The 25,227-nt window shown below is 58.4% G+C and carries 18 protein-coding genes, 2 tRNA genes and 1 pseudogene; 11 read left to right on the top strand and 10 right to left on the bottom strand.

What is annotated here, in order from left to right; all coding sequences use genetic code 11:
• Window positions 1-34 precede the first annotated feature (34 nt).
• From BLU75_RS01955 to BLU75_RS01970, 4 genes are all read right to left on the bottom strand, one after another.
• On the bottom strand, window positions 35-1,300 hold the full coding sequence (locus BLU75_RS01955; RefSeq protein ID WP_084381850.1) for a virulence factor family protein: 1,266 nt from the start codon (window positions 1,298-1,300) through the stop codon (window positions 35-37).
• Window positions 1,300-3,942: a bifunctional lysylphosphatidylglycerol flippase/synthetase MprF gene (gene mprF / locus BLU75_RS01960; RefSeq protein WP_084381851.1), complete on the bottom strand. Its 2,643-nt coding sequence runs from the start codon at window positions 3,940-3,942 to the stop codon at window positions 1,300-1,302. The genes BLU75_RS01955 and mprF overlap by 1 nt, the downstream gene beginning before the upstream one ends.
• 278 nt (window positions 3,943-4,220) lie before the next feature.
• Window positions 4,221-4,297 (bottom strand) — tRNA-Met (locus tag BLU75_RS01965).
• 206 nt (window positions 4,298-4,503) lie between these two features.
• Window positions 4,504-4,580 (bottom strand) — tRNA-Met (locus tag BLU75_RS01970).
• Window positions 4,581-4,873: 293 nt separating this feature from the next.
• Between BLU75_RS01970 and dinB the strand changes: the two genes are divergently transcribed.
• On the top strand, window positions 4,874-5,935 hold the full coding sequence (gene dinB, locus BLU75_RS01975) for a DNA polymerase IV (protein ID WP_084381867.1): 1,062 nt from the start codon (window positions 4,874-4,876) through the stop codon (window positions 5,933-5,935).
• Between the two features lie 12 nt (window positions 5,936-5,947).
• Here the strand turns inward: dinB and BLU75_RS01980 are convergent, their stop codons facing one another.
• The 4 genes from BLU75_RS01980 to BLU75_RS02005 all read right to left on the bottom strand — a co-directional run bounded on the left by BLU75_RS01980 (window position 5,948) and on the right by BLU75_RS02005 (window position 11,344).
• Window positions 5,948-6,901 (bottom strand): hypothetical protein, encoded by a 954-nt coding sequence (locus tag BLU75_RS01980; RefSeq protein ID WP_084381852.1) that lies wholly within the window; start codon window positions 6,899-6,901, stop codon window positions 5,948-5,950.
• A 20-nt stretch (window positions 6,902-6,921) separates the two neighbouring features.
• Window positions 6,922-8,637 carry a proline--tRNA ligase gene (locus BLU75_RS01985; RefSeq protein WP_084381853.1) on the bottom strand — a complete coding sequence of 572 codons (1,716 nt, stop codon included), beginning with the start codon at window positions 8,635-8,637 and terminating at the stop codon, window positions 6,922-6,924.
• Between the two features lie 817 nt (window positions 8,638-9,454).
• On the bottom strand, window positions 9,455-10,987 hold the full coding sequence (locus tag BLU75_RS02000; RefSeq protein WP_084381855.1) for an AmpG family muropeptide MFS transporter: 1,533 nt from the start codon (window positions 10,985-10,987) through the stop codon (window positions 9,455-9,457).
• 42 nt (window positions 10,988-11,029) lie between these two features.
• A complete protein-coding gene (locus BLU75_RS02005; RefSeq protein WP_373863678.1) occupies window positions 11,030-11,344 on the bottom strand; it encodes an MGMT family protein in 315 nt (104 codons plus the stop codon).
• Between the two features lie 203 nt (window positions 11,345-11,547).
• Between BLU75_RS02005 and BLU75_RS02010 the strand changes: the two genes are divergently transcribed.
• A complete protein-coding gene (locus BLU75_RS02010; protein WP_084381857.1) occupies window positions 11,548-12,555 on the top strand; it encodes a DUF481 domain-containing protein in 1,008 nt (335 codons plus the stop codon).
• Between the two features lie 29 nt (window positions 12,556-12,584).
• On the opposite strand, the pseudogene BLU75_RS02015 reads toward BLU75_RS02010, so the two are convergent.
• Window positions 12,585-12,994, bottom strand: a pseudogene (locus BLU75_RS02015) (SDR family oxidoreductase).
• A gap of 76 nt (window positions 12,995-13,070) precedes the next feature.
• Here BLU75_RS02015 and BLU75_RS02020 point away from each other — a divergent pair.
• The 9 genes from BLU75_RS02020 (at window position 13,071) to BLU75_RS02060 (ending at window position 20,641) form a co-directional block, all read left to right on the top strand.
• Window positions 13,071-13,796, top strand: coding sequence for a HugZ family pyridoxamine 5'-phosphate oxidase (locus BLU75_RS02020; RefSeq protein ID WP_084381858.1), 726 nt, complete (start codon window positions 13,071-13,073; stop codon window positions 13,794-13,796).
• A 72-nt stretch (window positions 13,797-13,868) separates the two neighbouring features.
• A complete protein-coding gene (locus BLU75_RS02025; protein ID WP_084381859.1) occupies window positions 13,869-14,345 on the top strand; it encodes an FxsA family protein in 477 nt (158 codons plus the stop codon).
• Between the two features lie 251 nt (window positions 14,346-14,596).
• Entirely contained in the window at window positions 14,597-14,890 is a 294-nt protein-coding gene (locus tag BLU75_RS02030; RefSeq protein ID WP_084381860.1) for a co-chaperone GroES, read from the top strand.
• 49 nt (window positions 14,891-14,939) lie between these two features.
• Window positions 14,940-16,586 carry a chaperonin GroEL gene (gene groL / locus BLU75_RS02035; RefSeq protein WP_084381861.1) on the top strand — a complete coding sequence of 549 codons (1,647 nt, stop codon included), beginning with the start codon at window positions 14,940-14,942 and terminating at the stop codon, window positions 16,584-16,586.
• A gap of 282 nt (window positions 16,587-16,868) precedes the next feature.
• The gene (gene colR, locus BLU75_RS02040) at window positions 16,869-17,552 is read left to right on the top strand and encodes a two-component system response regulator ColR (protein WP_084381862.1); all 684 of its coding nucleotides are present in this window, start codon (window positions 16,869-16,871) and stop codon (window positions 17,550-17,552) included.
• Window positions 17,542-18,822 carry a sensor histidine kinase gene (locus BLU75_RS02045; protein WP_084381863.1) on the top strand — a complete coding sequence of 427 codons (1,281 nt, stop codon included), beginning with the start codon at window positions 17,542-17,544 and terminating at the stop codon, window positions 18,820-18,822. Before colR ends, BLU75_RS02045 begins: the two co-directional genes overlap by 11 nt.
• 190 nt (window positions 18,823-19,012) lie before the next feature.
• The gene (locus BLU75_RS02050) at window positions 19,013-19,693 is read left to right on the top strand and encodes a class I SAM-dependent methyltransferase (RefSeq protein ID WP_084381864.1); all 681 of its coding nucleotides are present in this window, start codon (window positions 19,013-19,015) and stop codon (window positions 19,691-19,693) included.
• 4 nt (window positions 19,694-19,697) lie between these two features.
• Complete coding sequence (locus tag BLU75_RS02055; RefSeq protein WP_084381865.1) at window positions 19,698-20,414, top strand: lipopolysaccharide kinase InaA family protein; 717 nt, start codon at window positions 19,698-19,700, stop codon at window positions 20,412-20,414.
• Complete coding sequence (locus BLU75_RS02060) at window positions 20,414-20,641, top strand: hypothetical protein (protein WP_084381866.1); 228 nt, start codon at window positions 20,414-20,416, stop codon at window positions 20,639-20,641. Before BLU75_RS02055 ends, BLU75_RS02060 begins: the two co-directional genes overlap by 1 nt.
• Before the next feature lie 1,556 nt (window positions 20,642-22,197).
• On the opposite strand, the gene BLU75_RS02075 is transcribed toward BLU75_RS02060, so the two are convergent.
• Window positions 22,198-25,224, bottom strand: coding sequence for a multidrug efflux RND transporter permease subunit (locus BLU75_RS02075; protein WP_084380500.1), 3,027 nt, complete (start codon window positions 25,222-25,224; stop codon window positions 22,198-22,200).
• Window positions 25,225-25,227 lie beyond the last annotated feature (3 nt).

Below are 25,227 nucleotides of genomic sequence, written 5' to 3' on the forward strand. Positions count from 1 at the left end.
AGCGCAGAGATGCTCTTCTCTGCTTGCCGCTGCTTCACTGCCTTTTTTCGATAATGTCCACGAGCCGCTTGGCCAGCGCCGGGTAATTTTCATCGAAGTGATGGCCGCCGGGCAGCTTCAGGGTTTCGCCCACCACAGTCGTGTCGGTGCAACCGCTCTCGTCGGCTTCTTCCGCGCCATAGATGCACACCACTTTGGTCGCCGGCAGCTTGGCCATTTCCGGACCGGTGGCGGCTTCCTTGCCGGCGTTGCCCAGCCAGCCTTCGACTTCGATCTCAAAGCTGCCGGTGCGGGCAAAGGCCAGTAGGATGATTGCATTGACGCGCTGCTGTTCGGTTTCCGGCAGGCGGTTGTAGATGGCCGGCAGAACGTCGGCACCGAACGAATAACCGGTCAGTACGAAGCGTTTGGTGCCCCATTTCTGCCGATAGTGTTGCATCAGTTCGGTCAGGTCTTTCGCGCTTTGTTCCGGGGACTTGTGCTGCCAGTAATAGCGCAGGGTGTCGATGCCGACGACCGGGTAGCCAATCTTGGCCATTTCCCCGGCCACGTCGCGGTCCAGGTCACGCCAGCCACCGTCGCCGGAAAGAAACAGGGTCACGGTGTCCCTGGCTTCGCCCGCTGGCACTTCCACCACCGGGATCGCCAGGCCGCCGTTGTCCGAACCGAGCAATTGTTTGCGCAACTCGTTGTTCAGCACCTGCGGATAGTGAATGTCATAGTCGCTGATGCTGGTGGTTGCGCCCGGCGTATCCCGTACGAAGCTGGCACTTTCGTCGTCAGGGTTATCGTTCCACGCCACCAGCCAATGGCCGTGGGCTGCGGTTTTTGGCAAAGGGTCCGCGCAGCCTTCCTGCGCCAGGGTGAAACCGACCGAGATCGCGGTGGCGTTGTCGTCGGTTTGCGCCGCCAGCCAGCGCCAGGCCAGCGTGGCGCCGGCGCCGATACCGCTGACGAGGGTGGCCGGACTTTCGAGTTGGCCAAGGGCGGTGTGCAAGGCTTGCTCCTGCAGTTTGCAATCGCCCTTGGGCAGAATCACCTGCACGATTTGCGCGGCAGCGCCCTGGCTGAGGGCAATCAATTGATTGTCGCTCAACGGCACGTCAGGCATTACCGCTACGGCCACCCGGGCTTTGACCGTGTTGCCGGGAGTGACGCGTGTCAGCACCGAACCATCGGCCTGGGGCAGTTGCTCCAGGACCGGCAGTGGCGCGGGGCGATTCCAGTACCAGTAGCCGCCAGCCAGAATCAGGACCAGCAGCACCAATGCCAATACATACCGCCAGGCGCGTCGAATCATCAGCGTTTCACCAATCCAGTCAAGCCGCCCGCGATCAGGGCGGCGGTATCGGCCAGTGCCACCAGTGGATTAAGTCCGGCGGGCACAGCCATGTAGCGAGGTTCCCAGTCGGGCTGGAACTTGTCTTTGAAGCGGCGCAGGCCCTGGAAGTTATACAGTTGCTCGCCACGGCGGAACACGATTGAGCCCAGGCGCTGAGTCAACGGTGCGCCGCGTCGTGGCAGCAGGCCCGACAACGGCACCATGCCCAGGCTGAAGCGGGCGTAACCGTGACTTTTATAGTGTTGAATCAGACCGATCATCATGTATTCCATGGTCAACTTGGGCGCTTCGGGGTGCGCGCGCATCAGGTCGAGGCTGGCCAGATCATGGCTGTAGGTCTCAAGCAGGTTGGCGAAGGCCACCGGGCGACCCTCAAAGCGAATCACCGCGATACGAAAGTGCTTGAGGTAGTCGTGGCTGAAACGCCCAAGGGAGAAGCCTTTTTCCCGCACGTTCTTACCGGTCAGCCAGGCATCGGAAATGACTTTGAGTTCGTCCATCTGGGCCTGGCCCGGTTCGTGGATTTCCAGGCACAGACCGTCCCGGGTGCCACGATTCCAGGTGTAGCGCAAATCCTTCATTTCCTTGCCCTTGACCTCCAGGTCAAAGCGCTTGAGGTCGACCCTGGCTTCTTCACCCAATTTGATCGCGGTCAGGCCGATGTCCATATAAAAGGGTAGGTTTTCGGCGCGCACCTGATAGAACACCGGGCGGGCGTGATGGATGTCACACAGGTCACGGAACTGCCAGATCATTTCGGCGCGCTGCTGCATCGGACCAATCGGATCGTACAGTGCCACCAGGCTGCGCCCGCGACGGGCATACATCAAAAATGCGTCATCGTTGGGGTGGAACAACAGCGCCTTGTCGCCGGTCAGCGCCAGTCCACCATCGGGTTGTGCCGAAGCCATCAGGATTTTGCTGGCGCGCTCCAGTTCTTCGGGTGTCGGCAAGTGAATCACCGGACGAGCCGTGCGCAACAGCCAGGTCAGAGACACAATCACCAGCACCACGGCGGCTCCCAGCAGCGAGCGCAGGCCTCGTGGAGCATTGGCGTCGAGCGTGAACTGCCACCATAGTTCATGACTGTAGGGCACGTCCTGATAGGCGAACAGCAACAGCCAGATCGACGCGCCGAGTACACACAGACTGGCCACCAGATACAGCGGTGAGAAGGGCAGTTCGGTCAAGCGACTTGGGCGGTAGAACGAGCGACGGAAGATGGCCAGCAAGGTGGCGGTCACCGTCAACAAGCTGGCTTCTTCCCAGTCGAAACCCTTGAGCAGTGACAACAGTGCGCCCACCAGCAGCAGGACAATGGTCAGCATCCACGCGGCTGACAAACGACGGCGCAGGCCTTGGGCGAGCAACAGGCAGAGCACGCCGATCAGGCTGGCGCCAAAGTGCGAGGCGTCAATCAGGCGGTGGGGAATCAGGAAGCCGATGCTTTCCAGGCGGGAGTCGATTTCCGGGGTGGCGCCGGAAAACAACAGCACCACACCGGACAAAAAAACCAGCACCGCCAGTACTGGCGCTGCCAGGCCAGAAGCAACCCGCAGGCTTCGCTGGGCCTGGAACAGGCGCTGGGCTTCGTGGATCAACAGGAAAACACAGGCGATCAACAATGGCAGTACCACATAGATCATCCGGTACAACAAGAGGGCTGCCGCCAGCGGCGCAGCCCCGAGTTTGTTGGCAAAGGCGGCCAGCAGGATCGCTTCAAACACGCCGACGCCCCCCGGCACATGGCTGAGCACGCCAGCGGCGAGCGCCAGCAGGTACACCAGCAGAAACGTGCCAAAAGGCGGTGCATCGGGCAGCAACATATAAAGCACGGTGGCGGCCGCGGCGACGTCCAGGGCGGTGATGATCAACTGGATTAAGGTCAGGCGACTGCCCGGCAGACGCAAAGTACGGCGGCCGACCCTGACCAGCAGGTTGTCCGGGGAGGGTTGCTCCGGCAGGCGACGTCGATAAATGCCGATGCACAGCGCGACCGTCAACAGCAGCACCGCGCCGGCAATACCTCCCAGCAGGCTGGCGGGTAAATGCAGTGCGCTGGCGGCGGCGGGCAAGTTGCTCAGGGTTGCCAGTGCGGCCAGTGGGGGCAGGGCGCAACCCAGGGCCAGGCTGGCAAACACGGTCATGCGGGCCACTTCGGGGGCGCCGATACCCTGTCGTGCATACAGGCGATAGCGTACCGAGCCGCCCGACAGCATCGACAGGCCTATCGCATTGCCGATGGCAAACGCGGTAAAGCCGCCGTAGGCCAAGGTCTTGGCGGGCAGTTTCACACCGGTATAGCGTGCACCGGAAAATTCGTAGCCCAGCATAATGATGAAACCGACGACAGCAGCGGCGCATGCGCCCAGCAGGGAAGGTATCGGCACTTCGAGGATCGAATCATGAAGGGCATGCAGGTCCAGCTCGAGCAGCAGGTGCCGGCAGGCAATCAGCGCGATTGCAAACAACAATAAAGTGACCGCCAGCCCGATGGGTTGCCGGTATTTGCTTAACAGATTCAGCCAACGCAAGCGCGAGGGTGTGATCGATTGTGGGGTTGTGGACGTGTCTTGTGGCTTCGGTGGGGTGGCGCGCATCAATCACCTCGAGGATTGTGCGCGACAGGATGCAGGCATCCGGTCAAGTTACCAATCCCTACGGACAAAAATAATTACAAATTTTAGCGCGAATCACCGGGCCGGCGACAGCGCCCGTTGGCTGCGAAAGACGTGCCTGAGTAGGCGGGACAGCGTGTGATGCAATGGACTCCATAAACCCATCGCGGTTTCATGAAAGATGCCATGCCGTTGTTTAACAAAAACTTTTTCAGCGGATACAAAAAAGGCCACTCTTTCGAGTAGCCTTTTTTGATGTTTGGTTGCGGGAGCCGGATTTGAACCGACGACCTTCGGGTTATGAGCCCGACGAGCTACCAGACTGCTCCATCCCGCGTCTGTGGGCGGCATTCTACAGCCCAGCGCCAAGGTGTCAACCGTTAAACGGGCATTAGGTCAAATAAATGTAAATAAACCGGTATTTGTCATCGCCGAGCGCTAAGTGCCCGGAGGGGAAGGTTTTTTTGTCAGACAATCTTGGGGAGGGGCAAAAACCATCGCGCACAAAAAAGGCCACTCTTTCGAGTAGCCTTTTTTGATGTTTGGTTGCGGGAGCCGGATTTGAACCGACGACCTTCGGGTTATGAGCCCGACGAGCTACCAGACTGCTCCATCCCGCGTCTGTGTGTCGGCATTCTACAGAGGATCGCGGCCGTGTCAATCGTTGATTCGAAGAAAAGCGCTTGTGGTTCAATTGGTTAGCTCGTCAACGGTACCTGCCTCGGGTATTCGGGCCCAGCCAGGACAAGGCTTCCAGCTCTATTGGGGCCTGCGCTTTGATTGAAGAAATAAATTCAGTACGGCATTTTCCTACCGCTTTATCAGAAGATTCAAAGTACTGGTGCTATATACAGTTGTGAGTGCGATACTGGCATTCCGTTTCTTCCGTTGGCTGGCCAGCTCTTTCTTTTTTATGACACAGCGCAAAATCATCCACGTCGACTGTGATTGCTTCTACGCCGCCATCGAGATGCGTGACGATCCGACCCTGGCGCAAAAGCCCCTCGCAGTGGGTGGCTCGGCGGACCGGCGTGGCGTGATCGCAACCTGTAACTATGAAGCGCGGGCCTACGGTGTGCGCTCGGCGATGTCCTCACGCCACGCCTTGAAGCTGTGTCCTGACTTGACCATCGTCAAGCCGCGCATGGATGCCTATAAAGAAGCCTCGAAGGAAATCCAGGCAATCTTCCGTGATTACACTGACCTGATTGAGCCGCTGTCCCTGGACGAGGCCTATTTGGATGTCTCCGACTGCGCGCATTTTGGCGGCAGCGCCACACGCATTGCCCAGGACATTCGCCGGCGGGTGTCCAATCAACTGCACATCACGGTTTCCGCGGGGGTCGCGCCGAACAAGTTCCTGGCCAAGATCGCCAGTGACTGGAAAAAGCCGAACGGGCTGTTTGTGATCACTCCGGACCAAGTGGAGGACTTTGTTTGCGGGTTGCCGGTGAAAAAGTTGCATGGTGTCGGCAAGGTGACAGCTGACAAGCTGGCGCGGCTTGGGATTGAAGACTGTTTACAGTTGCGGGAATGGAACAAGCTGGCGCTGGTGCGAGAATTCGGCAGCTTCGGTGAGCGGTTGTGGAGTCTGGCGCGTGGGATTGATGAGCGGCTCGTACAGAATGACAGTCGCCGGCAATCCATCAGTGTCGAGAATACCTACGACATTGATCTGCCGGACCTTGCCAGTTGTCTGGAAAAACTCCCCGAACTCATGGAAACCCTGGCCAGGCGCATGCAGCGTATCGACAGCAGCTATCGACCCGACAAGCCATTTGTCAAAGTGAAGTTTCACGATTTTACCCAGACCACGCTGGAACAGGCCGGGGCCGGGCGCGACCTGGAGAGTTATCAGCAATTGCTGAGCCAGGCATTCAATCGCGGCGCAAAACCGGTACGGTTACTGGGAATTGGCGTGCGTTTGCTGGACTTGAGCGGCGGCAATGAACAGCTGGAGCTGTTCACCCGATAGCATGAAATACAGTCACTTGGCGCCTGGATCCGCGACCAGCCGCCCACCGTCCCGGGTCAAGGCCTTGAGGAATTCCTGCTGCAATTCGGGATCATTGCGGGTCAGTTCGATCAAGCTCTGTTCCAGTTCGCTGGCTTCTTCTTCCAGGCCCAGTTCCGACAAGCGTTTGACCCGGTGCACCCATTGGCTGACTTCATCATCCTCGAGGTCGTCGTAGATCAAGTCGTGGGCTTCAAGCAATTTTCCGCGCAGCGTCTTGCTGATGGCCAGGGATGAGTCCGAGTGAACCTCGTCCTGGGCATCCTCGATACTGATCTGCAAGGTGCGGACCTGACTCAGGTCTTGTTCGGCAAACGGGCTGTCCAGCAGGTTCAGGCGCAATACGCCGTTGCGGTCAGTGGTCATCTCGTGAGTCTGCCGGCCGGCTTTTACCTGGACCGGTCGCTCGCTCCACGGCAGGCTGGAATACTCCAGGCGCCTGTCGCGCTGGACTTCATCGATACCCGCCAGGTTTTGTTGCGCGCGGCCGTGGGATGGCACGTTCATGAACGGGTTGAGCCCGGCCACGCCGTAATTGATCCAGTCGTGGGTCATGCTGTCCGGCAGGTGGCCGAGGGCGAAGATATTGGCCACATTGGCGCCGGCTCCTGCCACCACCGCCACCGCGCCGAGCGGGATCTCATAGATTTCCCGCCATGGCTGGTAAGGCGTATAGCGATCGTAATGGCGCGTGACTTCAAACTCAGTGACCTCGAAGGTCCGCTGCTCATGAATGCGCACTCGACGTTGCGGCAGTTCAAGGACTTTGGGTTCGCCGACATCGATCTGCAGGCTATGGTCGAGCAATTTGCGCTCGACACGTTCCTCGTGCTCGCTACGTTGCGACATTTGATTGGCGCAGCCGCTGACCAGCAGGGCACCGCACAAGGCGGCGCCCCCCAGGACTCTGGTGTTTCGCTTGAACATGACTTCTCTTGATCTGGTTTTCAGCGACGAATACGCGCCTGAAGGAAAGACAGCACGTCCGCCACCGGCAACGGTTGGGCTTCGGCTTCGGTCCGGCTCTTGTATTCCAGATTGCCATCGGCCAGGCCGCGGTCGCTGACCACGATCCGGTGCGGGATGCCAATCAGTTCCATGTCGGCAAACTTGATACCCGGACTGGTTTTCTTGTCGCGATCATCCAGCAGCACCTCGAAACCCGCGGCCGTCAATTCGGCATACAGTTTGTCGGTGGCTTCGCGAACCAGCTCGGTTTCATAGCGCAGCGGTACCAGGGCAACCTGGAACGGCGCCAATGTGTCGCTCCAGATGATGCCTTTTTCGTCGTTGTTCTGTTCGATGGCCGCAGCCACCACGCGGGAAACGCCAATACCGTAGCAGCCCATTTCCAGGGTGATCGGCTTGCCGTTTTCGCCCAGCACTTCGCACTTCATCGCTTTGCTGTACTTGTTGCCCAGCTGGAAAATGTGCCCGACTTCGATGCCGCGCTTGATTTCCAGGGTGCCCTTGCCGTCCGGGCTCGGATCACCGGCAACCACGTTGCGCAGGTCGGCCACGGTCGGAACTGGCAGGTCGCGTTCCCAGTTCACGCCGAAATAGTGTTTGTCGTCGATATTGGCGCCGATGCCGAAGTCGCTCATCAGTTCGACCGAGCGGTCGATGATGATTGGCAAAGGCAGATTCAGCGGGCCCAGGGAGCCAGCACCGGCGCCAATGGCGTCGCGCAGTTCGGCATCGCTGGCCATGACTAGCGGGTTGGCTACGCCCGGTTGTTGGGCGGCCTTGATTTCATTGAGTTCGTGGTCGCCACGGATCACCAGGGCGATCAGCTTACCTTCTTCTTCGGCGTGCACGATCAGGGTCTTGATGGTCTTTTCAATCGGCAGATTGAATTTTTCCACCAGGGCCGCGATGGTCTTGGTTTCTGGCGTGTCTACCAGGCGCAGCTCTTCAGACGGCGCAGGACGGGAAGTTTCCCGTGGCACGGCTTCGGCTTTTTCGATATTCGCCGCGTAGTCGGAACCGTTGCTGAAAGCGATATCGTCTTCGCCGGACTCGGCCAGTACATGGAACTCATGGGAGCCAGCGCCGCCGATGGAGCCGTTGTCGGCTTCGACCGCACGGAACTTCAAGCCCAGCCGCGTGAATACGTTGCAGTAAGCCTGGTGCATGCGCTCGTAAGTGATCTGCAGCGAAGGTTGGTCGGCGTGAAACGAATAGGCGTCCTTCATGATGAATTCGCGGCCGCGCATCAAACCGAAGCGTGGGCGGATTTCGTCACGGAATTTGGTCTGGATCTGGTACAGGTTGAGTGGCAACTGTTTGTAGCTGCTCAACTCGTTGCGCATCAGATCGGTGATCACTTCTTCATGGGTCGGGCCGGCGCAGAAATCGCGGCCATGACGATCCTTGAAGCGCAGCAACTCAGGGCCATACTCTTCCCAGCGCCCGGATTCCTGCCACAGCTCAGCCGGCTGAGTGCTCGGCATCAACACTTCCAGAGAGCCGGCGGCGTTCATTTCTTCACGAACGATCGCTTCGACCTTGCGCATCACCTTCAAGCCCATGGGCAGCCAGGTGTACAGGCCAGAGGCCAGTTTGCGGATCATGCCGGCACGCAGCATCAGCTGGTGGCTGATCACGACCGCATCGGAAGGCGTTTCTTTCTGTGTGGCGAGCAAATATTGACTGGTGCGCATGGTAGGCCGTTGTCGGTTGCTTGGACTTTGAGTGACCTGGGATTGTACGGGCGGCAGCGGCTGGAGTACAGGCTGCAGGAGCGAGCTTGCGCGCGAAGGGCCTCAAGGCGGGCCGGGGGTTGGGTACATATCCGTTTTTTTGGTACGGCCACTATTGGTTTCGCTCTTACAGCAAGTCACTTTGGAAAAGCCGGAATGCCGGCCCAGCCCAAAGTAACCAAAGGGCTTTTGCCTCACCACTTGGTGTCTTGCCTAGGCTCGGTATGCCCGTAGTCCGACATTGATTCGGCCCGCGTGGTTTAACGGGGTGCCTAAGATCAAAATCAGAGCCGCTTTCTGTAGGAGCGAGCTTGCTCGCGAAAAAATTGAGATCGCCTCGGGGTGTCAGATTTTCCGCGTCATCGTTAACGATCTTCGCGAGCAAGCTCGCTCCTACAGAGAGGAGGCACGTTCGCAAAAGATCAGGTCGGCTACTAGGCCGCCTCGCTCTGTTTTTGATTTTGATCTTGGCGCCCCGTTAAACCACGCTGGCCGGAGTCCGATGGCATCCCGGCATGGATGCCGGGATAGCCGCGTTGGGCCATGGATGGCCCGTCGCGGCGGCCCCCCGAATCAATGTCGGACTACGGGCATGCCGAGCCTAGGCGAGGCACCGAGTGGTGGGGCAAGAGCCCTTTGGTTACTTTGGGCTGGGCCGGCATTCCGGCTTTTCAAAAGTGACTCGCTGTAAAAGCGAAACCAATAGCCGCCGTTACCGCAGCAATGGATATGTACCCAACCCAACCAAGACATACCTATTTCTCCCACAGGATAGGTTTCAGTCCGAGGCGGGCGGATTCAGCCGCAGCCGCCGGCTTTCCTGATACCAATGCAGGGCAATCAGCAGCAAGGTCGGCACGCCCAGCAACGCCGTGATCAGGAAAAAATTGTGATAGCCGAACTTCTCCACCATCACACCTGAGTAACCCCCGATCAGACGCGGCAACAGCAACATGATCGAGCTGAGCAAAGCGTATTGGGTGGCGGAGAACTTCAGGTTGGTCAGGCTCGACAGGTAGGCGACAAAGGCCGAAGTCGCCAGGCCGGAGCTGAAGTTGTCCAGGGAAATGGTGAAGATCAGCATCTGCAGGTCGGCGCCCATGCCGGCGAGCATCAGGAACAGCAGGTTGGTGCCGGCCGAGGTGATGCCGCCGATAAAGAGGATGGGTAGGATGCCGAAACGCACGATCAACAGCCCGCCCATGCCGGCACCGACCAGCGTCATGATCAGGCCGAAAATCTTGCTGACGCTGGCGATCTGGTCCTTGGTAAAACCCTGGTCGATGTAGAACACATTGGCCATCACGCCCATTACCGTGTCCGACATGCGATAGGTTGCAATCAGACCCAGCAGCAACAGCGCTTGCCAGCGGTAGCGCAGAATAAAATCATTGACCGGTGTCAGCACCGGAGCAAGCCCGCGGCGACCCATGGCCGAGAGGCACAGCGCGGTCAGCGTGATATAGAGGATGGCCCGCAGGAATGCGCGATCCTCCAGCAGCAGGTCGAGAAGGCTGACACCCTCGAACAGCACGCTGGCGAAGTCGGTGTTGTACAGCTGGGTGAACATCGCGGGCACCGATACCAGCAAGATGATCAGCACGAACACTGACATCAGTTGGTGCGCGAAGCTGTAGCGCCCCGCCTGCAACTGGGTGCGCAGTGGCACATCGGGCTCACGCATGAACAAGCTGGTCAGCAGGGCCGGGATCATCAAGACGCCGAACAGCACGTAGGTGCCGGTCCATGCCGAGTGTTTATAGTTGAAGCCGGTGGAGCCGAAACCTTCGGCGAAGAACAGTGCTCCGGCGGTGGCCAGCAGGGCGGCGATGCGGTAGCCGGACATATAGCTGGCCGCGAGGGCAGCCTGGCGGCTGTCGTCGGCGATTTCCAGGCGATAGGCGTCGACCGCGATGTCCTGGGTGGCGGAGGCGAAGGCGACGACGACGGCAATGGCAATCAACCAGGACAAGTGTTTTTGCGGGTCGCAAAAGCCCATGCCGATCAATCCGAGAATCACCAGCACTTGGGACAATACCAGCCAGGAACGGCGACGCCCTAGCTTGCCGAGCAGCGGCAGGCGCCATTGGTCAAGCAGCGGTGACCAGACCCATTTGAACGCATACGCCAGGCCGATCAGGCTGGCATAGCCGATGGTTTCGCGGGCCACACCGGCTTCGCGCAACCACACCGACAGTGTCGAGAACACCAACATGTAAGGCAGACCGGCAGCAAAGCCGAGCAGAAGCAGCACTAATGTCGAGGGGCTGGCATAGGCAGCGAGCGCGGCGCGCCAGGTTTTACGGGGCATGGGCTGAAGTCTGCCTCAGATTACGGAAACAAAGCGCGCACTCTAACCGCTGTGCTCTACCGGGCGCCAGCCATGGCGCTGAATATCAACGCGATTGTTCAGGATACGCACACCTTCGCTGCGTAAACGTGCACGTTGCTCATCGCCCGACGGGCTGCCCACTGGCAGACTTATCCGACCGCCGGCGGCCACCACCCGGTGCCAGGGCAGTTTCGAGCCGTCGGGAAGCTGGCTGAGGGTGCGCCCGACCCAGCGGGCGGCCCGGCCAAGTCCCGCCAGGTGGGCCAGTTCGCCATAACTCACCACACATCCCTCGGGCACTTGGGCCAGGGTCAAGTACAGCGCGGTTCGACGCATCTCGGCGGGGGTTTGCGGGGTTTCGGCAGGTTCGTTCACTGTAGGTTGATCCAGTTGAAAGGCGTCGTCTCATTGTACGAAACGTCTGTAAAGTGGTGTTGAGAATTGAACTCAATACAAATCCTTGAGTCAGTCCTTGCTAAGACGGCAACTGCCCCGATAATGCCCCTTTTTTCCGCTAAACTTGAGCCCCTGATTCGCTTATGTTGTCCAGAACCCTGCTTTGCGTCGCTGTATTCGCTGCTTCTACACCCTTGCTGGCTGATACCGTCTGGTTGAAAAACGGAGATCGCCTGACCGGCAAGATCAAGGTTTTCGACGGCGGCAAACTCCTGATCCAGACCGAATACGCCGGCGCCATCCCGGTGGACTGGGAACAGGTAAAAACTCTTGAAAGCGACCAGGAATTGTTGGTCAAGCAAGACGCCTACATCGGTGAGAAAGCCAAGTCGCTGCAGGCGGCCGAGGATGGCAAGGTGATCCTGGCCAATGGTGAGGTCCCAAAAACGGTGGAGTTGGCGAGCATCCAGCAGATTATCAAGCCCAAACCGGTGATCGAAGACCTGGTGTGGAAGGGCAATGTCGATGTGGCGCTGGACTACAAGCGTGCGGAAAAAGACACCGACGACTACGACGTGGACTTCAAGACGTCGGCGCGTCACGGCAAATGGCGGCATACCGCTGAAGGCGAATACAACCGTGTGTTCCAGAATGACGTGGTCACCACCGATAACTGGAGCGCCGAGTACGCCCTGGACCGCTTTATCACCGATCAATGGTTCTGGCAGGGTCGTTTGACCTACAAGCGCGACAAGGTCGAGGACCTGAGTCGCCAGCGCACGGTCGGTACCGGTCCGGGTTATCAATTCTGGGATGACGAACTGGGGGCCTTCTCCCTCGGATCGCTGCTCAATCGCACCGACTATGAATACCAGGATGGCGGCAAGGACAACTTCTATTCCCTGGCGATGAAGTGGGATTACAACCGTTACCTGATCGGCAAGACGGTGGAGTTCTTCACCAATGGCGAATTGGGCAAACCCCTGGACGGCCCCGCTCACTACTCCCTCGATGCGGAAATGGGCTTGCGCTATAAAGTCACCGAGTGGGCCTCGCTCAACCTCAAGGCCGAGCGCGATATTGTCAGTGGCGGCTCGGACAGCGATTTGAGCAAGACCCGCTACACCGCAGGTTTTGGTGTGGCCTGGTAATCAGCTTGCGCGCGAGGTCACGGGCGGGGTTACGAGCGTAACCCTCCATTCAATTCCAGAATCCGCCCGGTGTAATAGTCGTTCTCGAAGCTATACACCGCCGAATGGGCGATCTCTTCCGGCCGCCCCCTGCGCTTGAGGGGAATTCCCGAGGTCATCTTTTCCAATGCGTCGGGCTTCATGCCCAAGGTCATTTCGGTCTCGATAAAACCCGGTGCTATGCCCGCCACGCGGATACCGTAGCCTGCCAGCTCCCTGGCGCGGGTCACGTTGCACACGTAGGCGCGTGCCGTGGCGCCGCGACGGCCGCATCGAGCCTTTCCTGATTGAGGTCGATCAGCGGCAGGTGTGCGTCTTTGCCGGCAAAATACTCGGCCATGGAACGGCCCAAACCCTGGCAACCGCCGGTGATAATGATTACTTTGTCGTTGAGATGCATTCGCATGTCCCGTGAGCAACGTTAAGCGGTTGCCCAAGCCTGTTTTTTTGACGGAATTTATCGAAGGAGTCATAAGTTGAGCGCGCACGTTGCCAAGAATGCCCGAGAACTACTGCTCAAGGAGTATCGTGGAGCGCTCTCCACGCTGTCCAAGGCCATGCCCGGCTTTCCCTTTGGCTCGGTAGTGCCGTACTGCCTGGACGAAGAAGGGCGGCCATTGATCCTGATCAGCCGGATTGCCCAGCACACCCACAACTTGCAAAAGGACCCCAAATGCTCATTGCTGATCGGTGAGCGCGAAGCCGAGGATGTGCAGGCCGTGGGGCGCCTGACCTACCTCGCCGAAGCCGAGAAACTTGAGGGTGAGGCTGCCATCGCCGCTGCTGCAGAACGGTACTACCGCTATTTCCCGGAGTCGGCGAATTACCACAAGGCCCACGATTTCGACTTCTGGCTCCTCAAGCCAGTCCGTCACCGCTATATCGGCGGCTTCGGCGCGATCCACTGGCTCGATCAATTGACCCTGGCCAATCCGTTCGCCGGTAAAGCCGAGTCGAGCATGATTGAACACATGAACAGCGATCACGCCAAGGCCATCGCCCACTACGTCGCGTTGGCCGGTTTACCGACGTTCGAGCCAGCCCGGCTGGTCGGTATCGACAGCGAAGGCATGCACCTGCGCATTGGCCAAGGCCTGCACTGGCTACCTTTTGCCGACACTTGCAATACGCCGACACAAGTGCGAGAAGCCTTGGTTTTCCTGGCTCACGCCGAGACATGGCCGAAAAAAGCCACGGTTTAAGCTTGAATTAATGCAAGGGCGACGTCATCTAAGGTCTAGTAGCAAGGCATTCTTGCGTTGAGGAACCATTTGATGCGCCCTTTTTTATTGCTCTTTCTGCTGTTCCCAGTGTTGGAGCTGTTCGTATTCGTCAAGGTCAGCGGGGCTATCGGGTTTTTCCCGGCGCTGCTGCTGGTTATTCTGGGCTCGATGCTCGGCGTGTTCGTATTGCGTATCGCCGGCCTGGCCACCGCACTGCGCGCCCGTGAAAGCTTGAACCGTGGCGAGTTGCCTGCCCAGACCATGCTCGAAGGCCTGATGATGGCCTTGGGTGGCGGTCTGTTGATCCTGCCGGGTTTCGTCAGCGATGTGCTCGGCCTGATTCTGCTGTTGCCTGTTACCCGCCGCTTTCTGGCCGGCAAGATGCGTCAACGGGCCGAAGAAGCGGCGATCCGCCAGCGGGCGTTTGCCGATGATTTGCAACCCCGCGGCGGCCCGGCGCCTCGTCAACCGCTTGAACGCGAGGGGGACGTGATCGAAGGCGAGTTCGAACACCGCGACTCCAAATAATCGCTCGACCAACACGGCGCCTCCTGCAGGCGCCGTGTTGTTTTTGCGTGGGGTGCCAGACACAAAAATTTTCATCCGGCGCCCTTGTAATAAGCTTATTCGCCCTTATGTAACGGTCACCGCAAGGTTTCTGGTGGCGACACCAGACAGACTTCCGCGTTTTGCTTGGCAAACCGCGACCGGCACTGCCGGAACTTAACCTGCCGGAATTGATACCGGCCGATGAACAACACAATTAGGAGAGATCGACAATGAAGCTTCGTCCTCTACATGACCGCGTCGTCATCCGTCGCAGCGAAGAAGAAAAGAAAACCGCCGGCGGTATCGTTCTGCCAGGTTCGGCTGCTGAAAAAGCCAACCACGGCGAAGTGATCGCTGTCGGTACCGGTAAAGTGCTGGACAACGGCGAAGTACGTGCGCTGGCCGTGAAAGTGGGTGACAAGGTTGTATTTGGCCCTTACTCCGGCAGCAACACTGTGAAAGTCGACGGCGAAGACCTGCTGGTAATGAGCGAGAACGAAATTCTCGCTGTTCTGGAAGGCTGATTCCCCGCTCATTTTCCCGTTACTACAAAGTATTTAAGGAATATCGATCATGGCTGCTAAAGAAGTTAAATTCGGCGATTCCGCCCGCAAGAAAATGCTCACCGGTGTCAACATTCTGGCTGATGCAGTAAAAGCGACCCTGGGCCCGAAAGGCCGTAACGTAGTGATCGAGAAGAGCTTCGGCGCTCCGACCATCACCAAGGACGGCGTTTCCGTCGCTAAAGAAATCGAACTCGACGACCGTTTCGAGAACATGGGCGCGCAGCTGGTCAAAGACGTTGCCTCCCGTGCCAACGATGACGCAGGCGACGGCACCACCACCGCGACCGTCCTGGCTCAGTCGATCGTCAACGAAGGCCTGAAAGCCGTCGCTGCCGGTATGAACCCGATGGACATCAAGCGCGGTATCGACAAGGCGACCATCGCCATCGTCAAAGAGCTGAAGAACCTGTCCAAGCCATGCGCCGACACCAAGGCCATCGCTCAGGTCGGCACCATCTCCGCCAACTCCGACAGCTCCATCGGCGACATCATTGCCGAAGCCATGGAAAAGGTCGGTAAAGAAGGCGTGATCACCGTTGAAGAAGGCTCGGGCCTGGAAAACGAACTGTCGGTTGTAGAAGGCATGCAGTTCGACCGTGGCTACCTGTCCCCGTACTTCGTCAACAAGCCGGAAACCATGGTTGCCGAACTCGACAGCCCGCTGATCCTGCTGGTCGACAAAAAGATCTCGAACATCCGCGAGATGCTGCCAGTACTGGAAGCCGTGGCCAAGGCCGGTCGCCCACTGCTGATCGTGTCCGAAGACGTTGAAGGCGAAGCCCTGGCGACTCTGGTCGTGAACAACATGCGCGGCATCGTTAAGGTCGCAGCCGTCAAGGCTCCGGGCTTCGGCGACCGTCGCAAGGCCATGCTGCAGGACATCGCTGTCCTGACCGGCGGTACCGTGATTTCCGAAGAGATCGGTCTGAGCCTGGAAAGCGCTACCCTGGAAAACCTGGGTAGCGCCAAGCGCGTGACCATCTCCAAGGAAAACACCATCATCGTTGACGGTGCTGGCGTACAAGGCGACATCGAAAGCCGTATCGCTCAGATCCGTGCCCAGGTTGCCGAAACTTCCTCGGACTACGACCGTGAAAAACTGCAAGAGCGTCTGGCCAAGCTGTCGGGCGGCGTAGCGGTGATCAAGGTTGGCGCTGGTTCCGAAGTTGAAATGAAAGAGAAGAAAGCCCGCGTTGAAGACGCCCTGCACGCAACCCGCGCAGCCGTCGAAGAAGGCGTGGTACCTGGCGGTGGCGTGGCGCTGATTCGTGCCCTGGAAGCCATTGTCGACCTGAAAGGCGAAAACGCTGACCAGGACGTGGGTATCGCGGTTCTGCGTCGTGCCGTTGAAGCGCCACTGCGTCAAATCTCCGCCAACAGCGGCGACGAGCCAAGCGTTGTGGTCAACGAAGTCAAGAACGGCAAAGGTAACTACGGTTACAACGCTGCGACTGGCGTGTACGGCGACATGATCGAAATGGGCATCCTGGACCCAACCAAGGTGACTCGTTCGGCTCTGCAAGCGGCATCTTCCATCGGCGGTCTGATCCTGACCACCGAGGCTGCCATTGCCGAAGCACCGAAGAAAGAAGGCTCGGCTGGCGGCGGTATGCCAGACATGGGCGGCATGGGTGGCATGGGCGGCATGATGTAAGCCAGCCTTACCCCCGTACTGAAAAAGCCCCGCCTGAGCGATCAGGCGGGGCTTTTTTATGTCCGGCATTGGTAATTCGGTGGCCGTTGTTATCGACACAGCGGTACACAAGCCTGACACCTGCAACGTGCAGGTTGCGTTAACTGATAGTGAAAAACTTGTGAGTCACGGCAATCGGTTGAAAAAGTGCATAGAGTCTTGCGCCAGCCCTAGCCGCAAACCCCACTTGGCCTTAAGCTGCGCGAGCCAACACGGCCGTTACCGCGTACGGAGACAATGCCCATGCGAATTCTACTGGTTGAAGACAACCGCGATATTCTGGCCAACCTGGCCGATTACCTGGGGATGAAGGGGTATACCGTCGATTGTGCGCAGGACGGTTTGTCAGGGCTGCATCTGGCGGCCACCGAACATTACGACTTGATCGTTCTCGACATCATGCTGCCGGGCATCGATGGCTACACCCTGTGCAAACGCCTGCGCGAAGATGCGCGGCGGGATACGCCGGTCATCATGCTGACGGCGCGTGATCAATTGGACGACCGCCTGCAAGGCTTCAAATCCGGCGCCGACGACTATCTGCTCAAACCGTTCGCGCTGTCGGAGCTGGCCGCACGCATCGAGGCGGTGATGCGCCGTGCGCAGGGCGGCGGTCGTCGCGCGCTGCAAGTCGGCGACCTGACTTACGACCTAGACACCCTGGAAGTGACCCGCGAAGGGCGCCTGCTCAAACTCAACCCGGTGGGCCTGAAGCTGCTGGCGGTGCTGATGCAGAAAAGTCCGCATGTGCTGCGTCGCGAGATTCTCGAAGAAGCGTTGTGGGGTGATGACTGTCCGGACAGCGACAGTCTGCGCAGCCACGTTCACCAATTGCGCCAGGTGATCGACAAGCCCTTTGCCAAGCCGCTGTTGCAGACGGTGCATGGCGTGGGATATCGCTTGGCCGAGGGTCGAGATGGAGTTTAAGCAAAGCCTTGCCCAGCGGATCATCATCGCCTTTGCGCTGATGAGCGCGCTGGTGGCGGGGGCGTTTGCCATGGGTATCGTCGCCACTGTGCATCTGGTGGAAGAGAAACTTATCTCGGCCGGCCTGGGCGGCGACCTGCAACGATTGCTGTTGATGGACAGCGTCGAGGATTGGCGCCACCGGCCCGAGCCCGACCAATTGTTCTACTTCAGTGGCGGGCACGGGGATTTTGAGTTGCCCAAGGATTTGCGGCACTTGGATTCGGGCTTTCACGAAGTCTTTCGCGAGCAGCTTTCTTACCACGCGATAGTCGAGATTGTGGACGGTCGACGGTATGTCCTGCTGCAAGACCAGAGCGATTTCGAAGAGCGTGAACGGGTACTGTTTGCGGTGGTGCTGGTGGGTTTTGTCCTGAGTCTGGCGCTGGCGGTGTTCCTCGGCTGGGTCCTGGCCCGCAAAGTGATGGCGCCGGTGGTACGCCTGGCCCGCCAGGTTCGTCATCGCGATCAATTGCTCGGCCTGGCCCCACCGTTGGCCCCCGACTACGCGGCCGACGAGGTCGGCGAGTTGGCGGTGGCGTTCGACGCGACCTTGGGCCGTCTGCGCCAGGCCCTCAACCGCGAACGTTTGTTCACCAGCGATGTAAGCCATGAACTGCGCACGCCATTGATGGTGCTGGCCAGCTCCTGCGAATTGCTGCTGGAAAATCCGGCCATCGACTCCCGCGGGCGCAAGCAAGTCGAGCGTATCGCCCGGGCCTGCGAAGAAATGCGCGAACTGGTGCAAACGTTCCTGATGCTGGCTCGCGCGCAACACGACGACACCACGATGTCGCCGCAAGTCGACCTGGCACAAGTGGCTGAGGACTTGCTGGGTATCTGGCGTGATCCGATCGAGCGCAAAGGTATCGAGCTGTTCTACCGGCCGGGCAATCCATTGGATACCCGCTATAACGCCACCTTTGTGCATGCGGTAATGGGCAATCTGCTGCGCAACGCTTTGCATTACACCGAACAAGGATTTATCCGCCTGACTCTGGAACCCAGCGGTTTTGTGGTGGAAGACACAGGCGTGGGGATTCCTGAAGACAAGCGCGAAGCCATGTTCGAACCTTTCGTGCGCGGTAACGAAAAACGTGGCGACGGCCTAGGCCTGGGGTTGTCACTGGTGCAACGAATCTGCGAGAACCAGGGTTGGGTGGTCAGTCTCACTCCGATGGAACCCCATGGCTGCCGGTTCCATGTGGAGTTGAGCCAGGTCAAGTCCTGAGGTTTTTCCTGCCGTGGGGCGCGGCGGTGGATCTCAGCACGTTCGCCGAAGATGGCCCCATGCTATGCCTGTTAGCTGTAAAGCTTTGTAATGCTTTATGTTTGGACGGGATGTTTTTTTCACAATTGATTGACCTGAGGATGACACGTAGCTGTTTACGGTTGTAGGCATCAGTAATAGGAGACCGTTGATGGCTACCCCGATCAAGCTCGAATTTTCCGAAAAGTACGACGACGAGCATGCGCAGAGTTATTTGCTCAAGCATCAGGACAATCTGGCGCGTCGGTTGTCCCACAAACGTGATGAACAATTGGCCCGAGGTGCGCTGGCCATGGCCGGCGAGCCCGGTCTGGTGCTGGATCTACCTTGTGGTGCGGGGCGTTTCTGGCCGTTGCTGGCAGAGAAACCCAACCGCGTGATTATCGGTGCCGACAATTCCGAGTCGATGCTCAAGGTTGCCACGGTGGCTCAGCCGGCCGAAGTGGTGAAACGGGTACGACCTTTGCAGACGTCGGCCTTTGATATCGATTTGCCAGATAATGCTGTCGACAGCATCTTCTGCATGCGCCTTATGCACCATATCGGTGATCCTGCGCACAGGCTGGCGATATTGCGTGAGTTTCAGCGGGTTACGCGCGATAGCGTGATCATTTCGTTGTGGGTGGATGGCAATTTCAAGGCCTGGAAACGCAAGCGTTCCGAAGTAAGACGTCGCACCAAGGGCAAGCAAGAAGGTTACCAAAATCGGTTTGTGTTACCGGCCGCTACTGTCGAGGCAGAATTTGAGCAGGCCGGTTTCCGTGTTCAGGAATACCTGGATTTCATACCGCTGTACGCCATGTGGCGAGTGTATGTATTGCGTAAGAGGTAAGAGGATGGCAGTTGAGTGCGTGGTAGGTAGTGAGGTAGCTCCCGAGGAGCGATTTGATTATTTCTGGCGCCAGAAGGGCGAGTGGGTCGAGGAACCCAATCGTCGCCGAGGCGGTGAAAGTGGCGTGCAGCGCGTGATCGGTGCCAATGGATGCTTGCTCTATTGCAAACGCCAGACCGGCCACATCTACCGCAGTTGGCTGCACCCTTTTGGTCGTCCTACCGTACTGCGTGAGCGTGATGCGCTGATGAGCCTGCACCAATTGAATGTGCGTGTGCCGGAACTGGTGTTCTGCGAAGCCCGCCGCGACCCTGAGCATCAGTGGAAAGCCTTGCTGGTGACCGCGTCGCTGGACGGCTTCGATGAAATCGAAAACTGGTACGCCGCGGGCGGCCGTGAGCAATACGGCGAAGAGGTGCATGAGCGTCTGCTTCAAGAGTTGGCGCAAACCCTGGCGCGTATGCACAAAGGTCGCTGGCAGCACGGTTGCCTCTACATCAAGCACATTTTCGTCAGGGTCAGCGGCGAGGGCGATGCGGTCACTGTTGAAGTGGCTCTGCTGGACTTCGAGAAATGCCGCCTACGCCTGACCGCTCGTCAGGCTGCTTCCCATGACATGCTGCAACTGCGGCGCCATTCGTCGTGGAATGCTTCCGACTGGCAAAAACTCAGCTACTTTTACGAGACGGCGTTTGGCAGCGCTATCAAAGGTTTAAGCTGATGAAGCTAGAAATAGCACGAGGTTTGTTTCTGTTGGCGGCCTTAGGCGTTGCGTCCTTGGCTGTGGCTGCCTGGGAGCAGCCACGTACAGAAGTTCTCAGTGCGGTACAGGGTAGCGGGCAATGTCCGTTGCCACGGATCGCGAAGGTGACGGGTGTGACCCAGCCTGATCATCAACTTTTGTTGTTTATGTTTGGAATGTCCCAAGGGATGAGGCCAGCGAGTTGAATAGTTTTATGATCGATTAGAAGGCCTCGTGTTGTTGCGAGGCCTTTTTTTTGGTTCATCACGAGCCCAAAGTAATCAAAGGGTTCGTGCCGCACCACTTGGTGCCTCGCCTAGGCTCGGCTTGCACACAGTCCGACATTGATTCGGGGCGCCGAGAATCAAAATCAAAAGCAGAGCGAGGCGGCCGGACAGCCGACCTGTTTTTTGTGAACCTTGGATCTTGGACTTTGAGCTTTGTAGGCGCGAGCTCGCTCGCGAAAATCGTTAACGATGACCCGGGAAGCCTGACACCCCGAGGCGTCCTCAGGTTTTTCGCGAGCAAGCTCGCTCCTACGGAAGACGGCTTTGTTCTGGCGTTTGATCTTAGTGGATGATCTATTTTGTGAACATCGTAGGAGCGAGCTCGCTCGCGAAAATCGTTAACGATGACCCGGGAAGCCTGACACCCCGAGGTGTCCTCAGGTTTTTCGCGAGCAAGCTTGCTCCTACGGAAGATGGCTTTGTTCTGGCGTTTGATCTTAGTGGATGATCTATTTTGTGAACATCGTAGGAGCGAGCTCGCTCGCGAAAATCGTTAACGATGACCCGGGAAGCCTGACACCCCGAGGTGTCCTCAGGTTTTTCGCGAGCAAGCTTGCTCCTACGGAAGATGGCTTTGTTCTGGCGTTTGATCTTAGTGGATGATCTATTTTTGTGAACATTGTAGGAGCGAGCTCGCTCGCGAAAATCGTTAACGATGCCCCGGGAAGCCTGACACCCCGAGGTGTCCTCAGGTTTTTCGCGAGTAAGCTCGCGCCTACGGAAGACGGCTTTGTTCTGGCGTTTGATCTTAGTGGATGATCTATTTTGTGAACATCGTAGGCGCGAGCTCGCTCGCGAAAATCGTTAACGATGCCCCGGGAAGCCTGACACCCCGAGGTGTCCTCAGGTTTTTCGCGAGCAAGCTCGCTCCTACGGAAGACGGCTTTGTTTTGGCGTTTGATCTTAGTGGATGATCTATTTTACATCGTAGGAGCGAGCTCGCTCGCGAAAATCGTTAACGATGACCCGGGAAGCCTGACACCCCGAGGCGTCCTCAGGTTTTTCGCGAGCAAGCTTGCTCCTACGAAAGATGGCTTTGTTTTGGCGTTTGATCTTAGTGGATGATCTATTTTACATCGTAGGAGCGAGCTCGCTCGCGAAAATCGTTAACGATGACCCGGGAAGCCTGACACCCCGAGGTGTCCTCAGGTTTTTCGCGAGCAAGCTTGCTCCTACGGAAGATGGCTTTGTTCTGGCGTTTGATCTTAGTGGATGATCTATTTTGTGAACATCGTAGGAGCGAGCTCGCTCGCGAAAATCGTTAACGATGCCCCGGGAAGCCTGACACCCCGAGGCGTCCTCAGGTTTTTCGCGAGCAAGCTCGCGCCTACGGAAGACGGCTTTGTTCTGGCTTTTGATCTTGGGGCAGAGCGTTTTGGTTACTTTCGCGCTTTTCGAAAGTGACCCGCCGTAAGCGCGAAGCCCAGATCAGCCATGACCGCAGCAACGGATATGTACACCCACCAGCCCTCAAATCACTCCCGCTCTCCCCGCGCCAGTAACGTATAAACACAAGGCAGCACAAACAACGTAAACAGCGTCCCAATCGACATCCCGGTGGCAATCACCATCCCTATGTCATACCGACTCACCGCGCCAGCGCCCGTGGCGAAGATCAATGGCACCATGCCAAACACCATCGCCGCCGTGGTCATCAACACCGGGCGCAGACGAATCGCCGCTGCCTCTTCCACAGCTTCTCGCGGCGTCAAGCCCTTGTCCTTGCGTAACTGGTTGGCAAATTCGACGATCAGAATCCCATGCTTGCTGATCAACCCGATCAACGTCACCAGCCCCACCTGGGTGTAGATGTTCAAGCTCGACCAACCCAGGAACAGCGGAATCAATGCCCCGCAGATCGACAGCGGCACGGTCACCAGAATCACCAAGGGATCACGGAAACTCTCGAATTGCGCCGCCAGCACCAGGAAAATAATCGCCAGCGCCAGCCCGAACGTGACCCACAGCGCACTGCCTTCCTGGATAAACTGGCGTGACGCACCGCTGTAGTCGAATGCGTAGCCGGCAGGGGTTTCTTCAATCGCGATTTGGCGCACGGTATTGATGGCTTCGCCCATGCTGACAATCGGGAAACCGGAGATCAGCGCCGAGTTGAGTTGCTGGAACTGGTTCAGTTGTCGAGGGCGGGCGCGGTCGGTGATGCTGATCAAGGTCGACAGCGGCAACAGTTCGCCCTGGGTGTTTTTCACGTAGTAATTGTTCAGCCACTCGGGGTTGTCGCGGTAGGCGCGTTCTACCTGGGCGATCACCTTGTAGCTGCGGCCATCGATGGTGAAACGGTTGATCTCGGCTTCCGCCAGCAGCGTCGCCAGCGTACCGCCCAGGTCCTGCATCGACACACCCATCTGCGCTGCCTTGGCGCGGTCGATGTCGACCACCACTTCCGGCTTGTCGAAAGCCAGGTCGATATCGACAAAGGCAAACTTGCCGGATTCCATGGCGCGCTTTTTCACCCGGTCGGCCACTTGCAACAGGGACTCGTAATCGTTGGGCGTGTTGATCACGAAACCAAAGGGCAGGCCTTCGCCAGTGCCGGGCAGGGAGGGCAGGTTGAAGCCGAACACTTGCAGGCCCGGGATCTGCTCCAGGCGTTTCTGGACCTCGGGCAGGATCTCCATCTGAGTCCGGTTTCGCTCGTTCCAGGGTTTGAGCAGGAACCCGCCGATGCCGGACTGCACGCCGTTGAAACCGTTGATCTGGAACGAAGAGTAGTACTCCGGGAAGTCCTTGAAGATCGTGATGAACTCGTCGGTGTAACTGTTCAGGTAGTCCAGGTTGGTGGGCTGCGGTGCGCTGGCCATCATGAAAATGATGCCCTGGTCCTCGTCCGGCGCCAGTTGTGACTGGGTGAACTTGAGGAACACTGGAATCAGGCAAAGTACGATTAGCGCGAACACGATCACCACCGGCCGGGTGCTCAGGGTGCCGTGCAACATTGTCTGGTAGCGACGCTTGAGGCCTTCGAAGATCCGGTCCAGGCGATGGGCCAGGCCCGTGGGGTTCTCATCGTGGCGCAGCAACAGCGCGCACATCATCGGTGACAGGGTCAGCGCAACGATGCCGGAAATCACCACCGCGCCGGCCAGGGTCAGGGCGAACTCCTTGAACAGCGCGCCCGTCAGTCCTTCAAGGAAGCCGATGGGCGCGTAGACCGCCGCCAGGGTGATGGTCATCGACACCACCGGCATGGCGATCTCCCGGGCGCCTTCCAGGGCGGCATCCAGAGGTGTCTTGCCTTCCTCGATATGTCGGTGGATGTTCTCCACCACCACAATCGCATCGTCCACCACCAGGCCGATTGCCAGGACCATTGCCAACAAGGTCAGCAGGTTGATGGAATAGCCCATCAGTTGCATGAAAAACAGCACGCCGATCATCGACAGCGGGATGGTGATCACCGGGATCACCACCGAACGCAGCGCCCCCAGGAACAGGAACACCACGACGATCACGATCAGTACCGCTTCAAACAGGGTTTTCACTACCTCGTTGATCGAGGCCTGGATAAACAGCGTGGCGTCGTAGGCTATTTCCGCCTTGAGGTTGGGCGGCAGCTGCGACTCCAGCTCCGGCATGATCTTGCGCACTTCCTTGATCACGTCCAGCGGGTTGGCGCTGGGTGTAGCCTTGATGCCGATATACACCGAGGGCGTGCCGCCAAAGGAACTGATGGCGTTGTAATTTTCCGCGCCCATTTCGACCCGGGCCACATCGCCGAGCAGGACCCGGCTGTCGCCATCGGTCTTCACGGTGATGGCGGCGAAGGCCTCGGCGGTCTTGAGGTCGGTGTTGGCGTTAACGCTGGTGACCACGTACTCGCCTTTCACCTCGCCAGCTGCGGAAAGGTAGTTGTACTGGCGCACCGCATCGGTGACGTCGCTGGCGCTCAGGCCGAAGCCTGCGAGTTTTACCGGGTCCAGCCACAGGCGCATGGCGAATACCTGATTGCCGAGAATTTCGGCTTCGGCCATGCCGGGTAGCGTCGCCAGTTTGGGTTGGATGACCCGTGACAGATAGTCGGTGATCTGTGGGTTGCTCAGTTCCTGGCTGGAAAAGCTGATGTACATCAGCGCCGAGGCGTCCGCGGCTTCTTTGCTCAGTACCGGGTCTTCGGCATCTTGTGGCAGCTTGTTCTTGACCTCATTGGCCTTGGCCAGCAGTTCGGTGAACAGGCGATCGCTGTTGGAGCCGATGCGGGCATAGATTGAAATCACCGAAAAGTTCTGTCGACTGACCGAGGTCATGTAGTCGATACCTTCGGCGCTGGCCAGACTTTGCTGCAACGGCTGTGTGATGTAGCCCTGGATGGTTTCGGCATTGGCCCCGGGGTAAGCGGTAGTGACCGTGATCAGGGCGTTTTCCATGGAAGGGTATTGGCGCAGCGGCAGTTTGCTGTAGGCCTGGAAACCCAGTAGCACAATCAGCAGGCTGACCACCATGGCCAATACCGGGCGGCGGATGAACGTGTCGGTGAACGCCATGGC

The sequence above is a fragment of the Pseudomonas mucidolens genome (genome assembly GCF_900106045.1).
GTDB lineage: Bacteria > Pseudomonadota > Gammaproteobacteria > Pseudomonadales > Pseudomonadaceae > Aquipseudomonas > Aquipseudomonas mucidolens.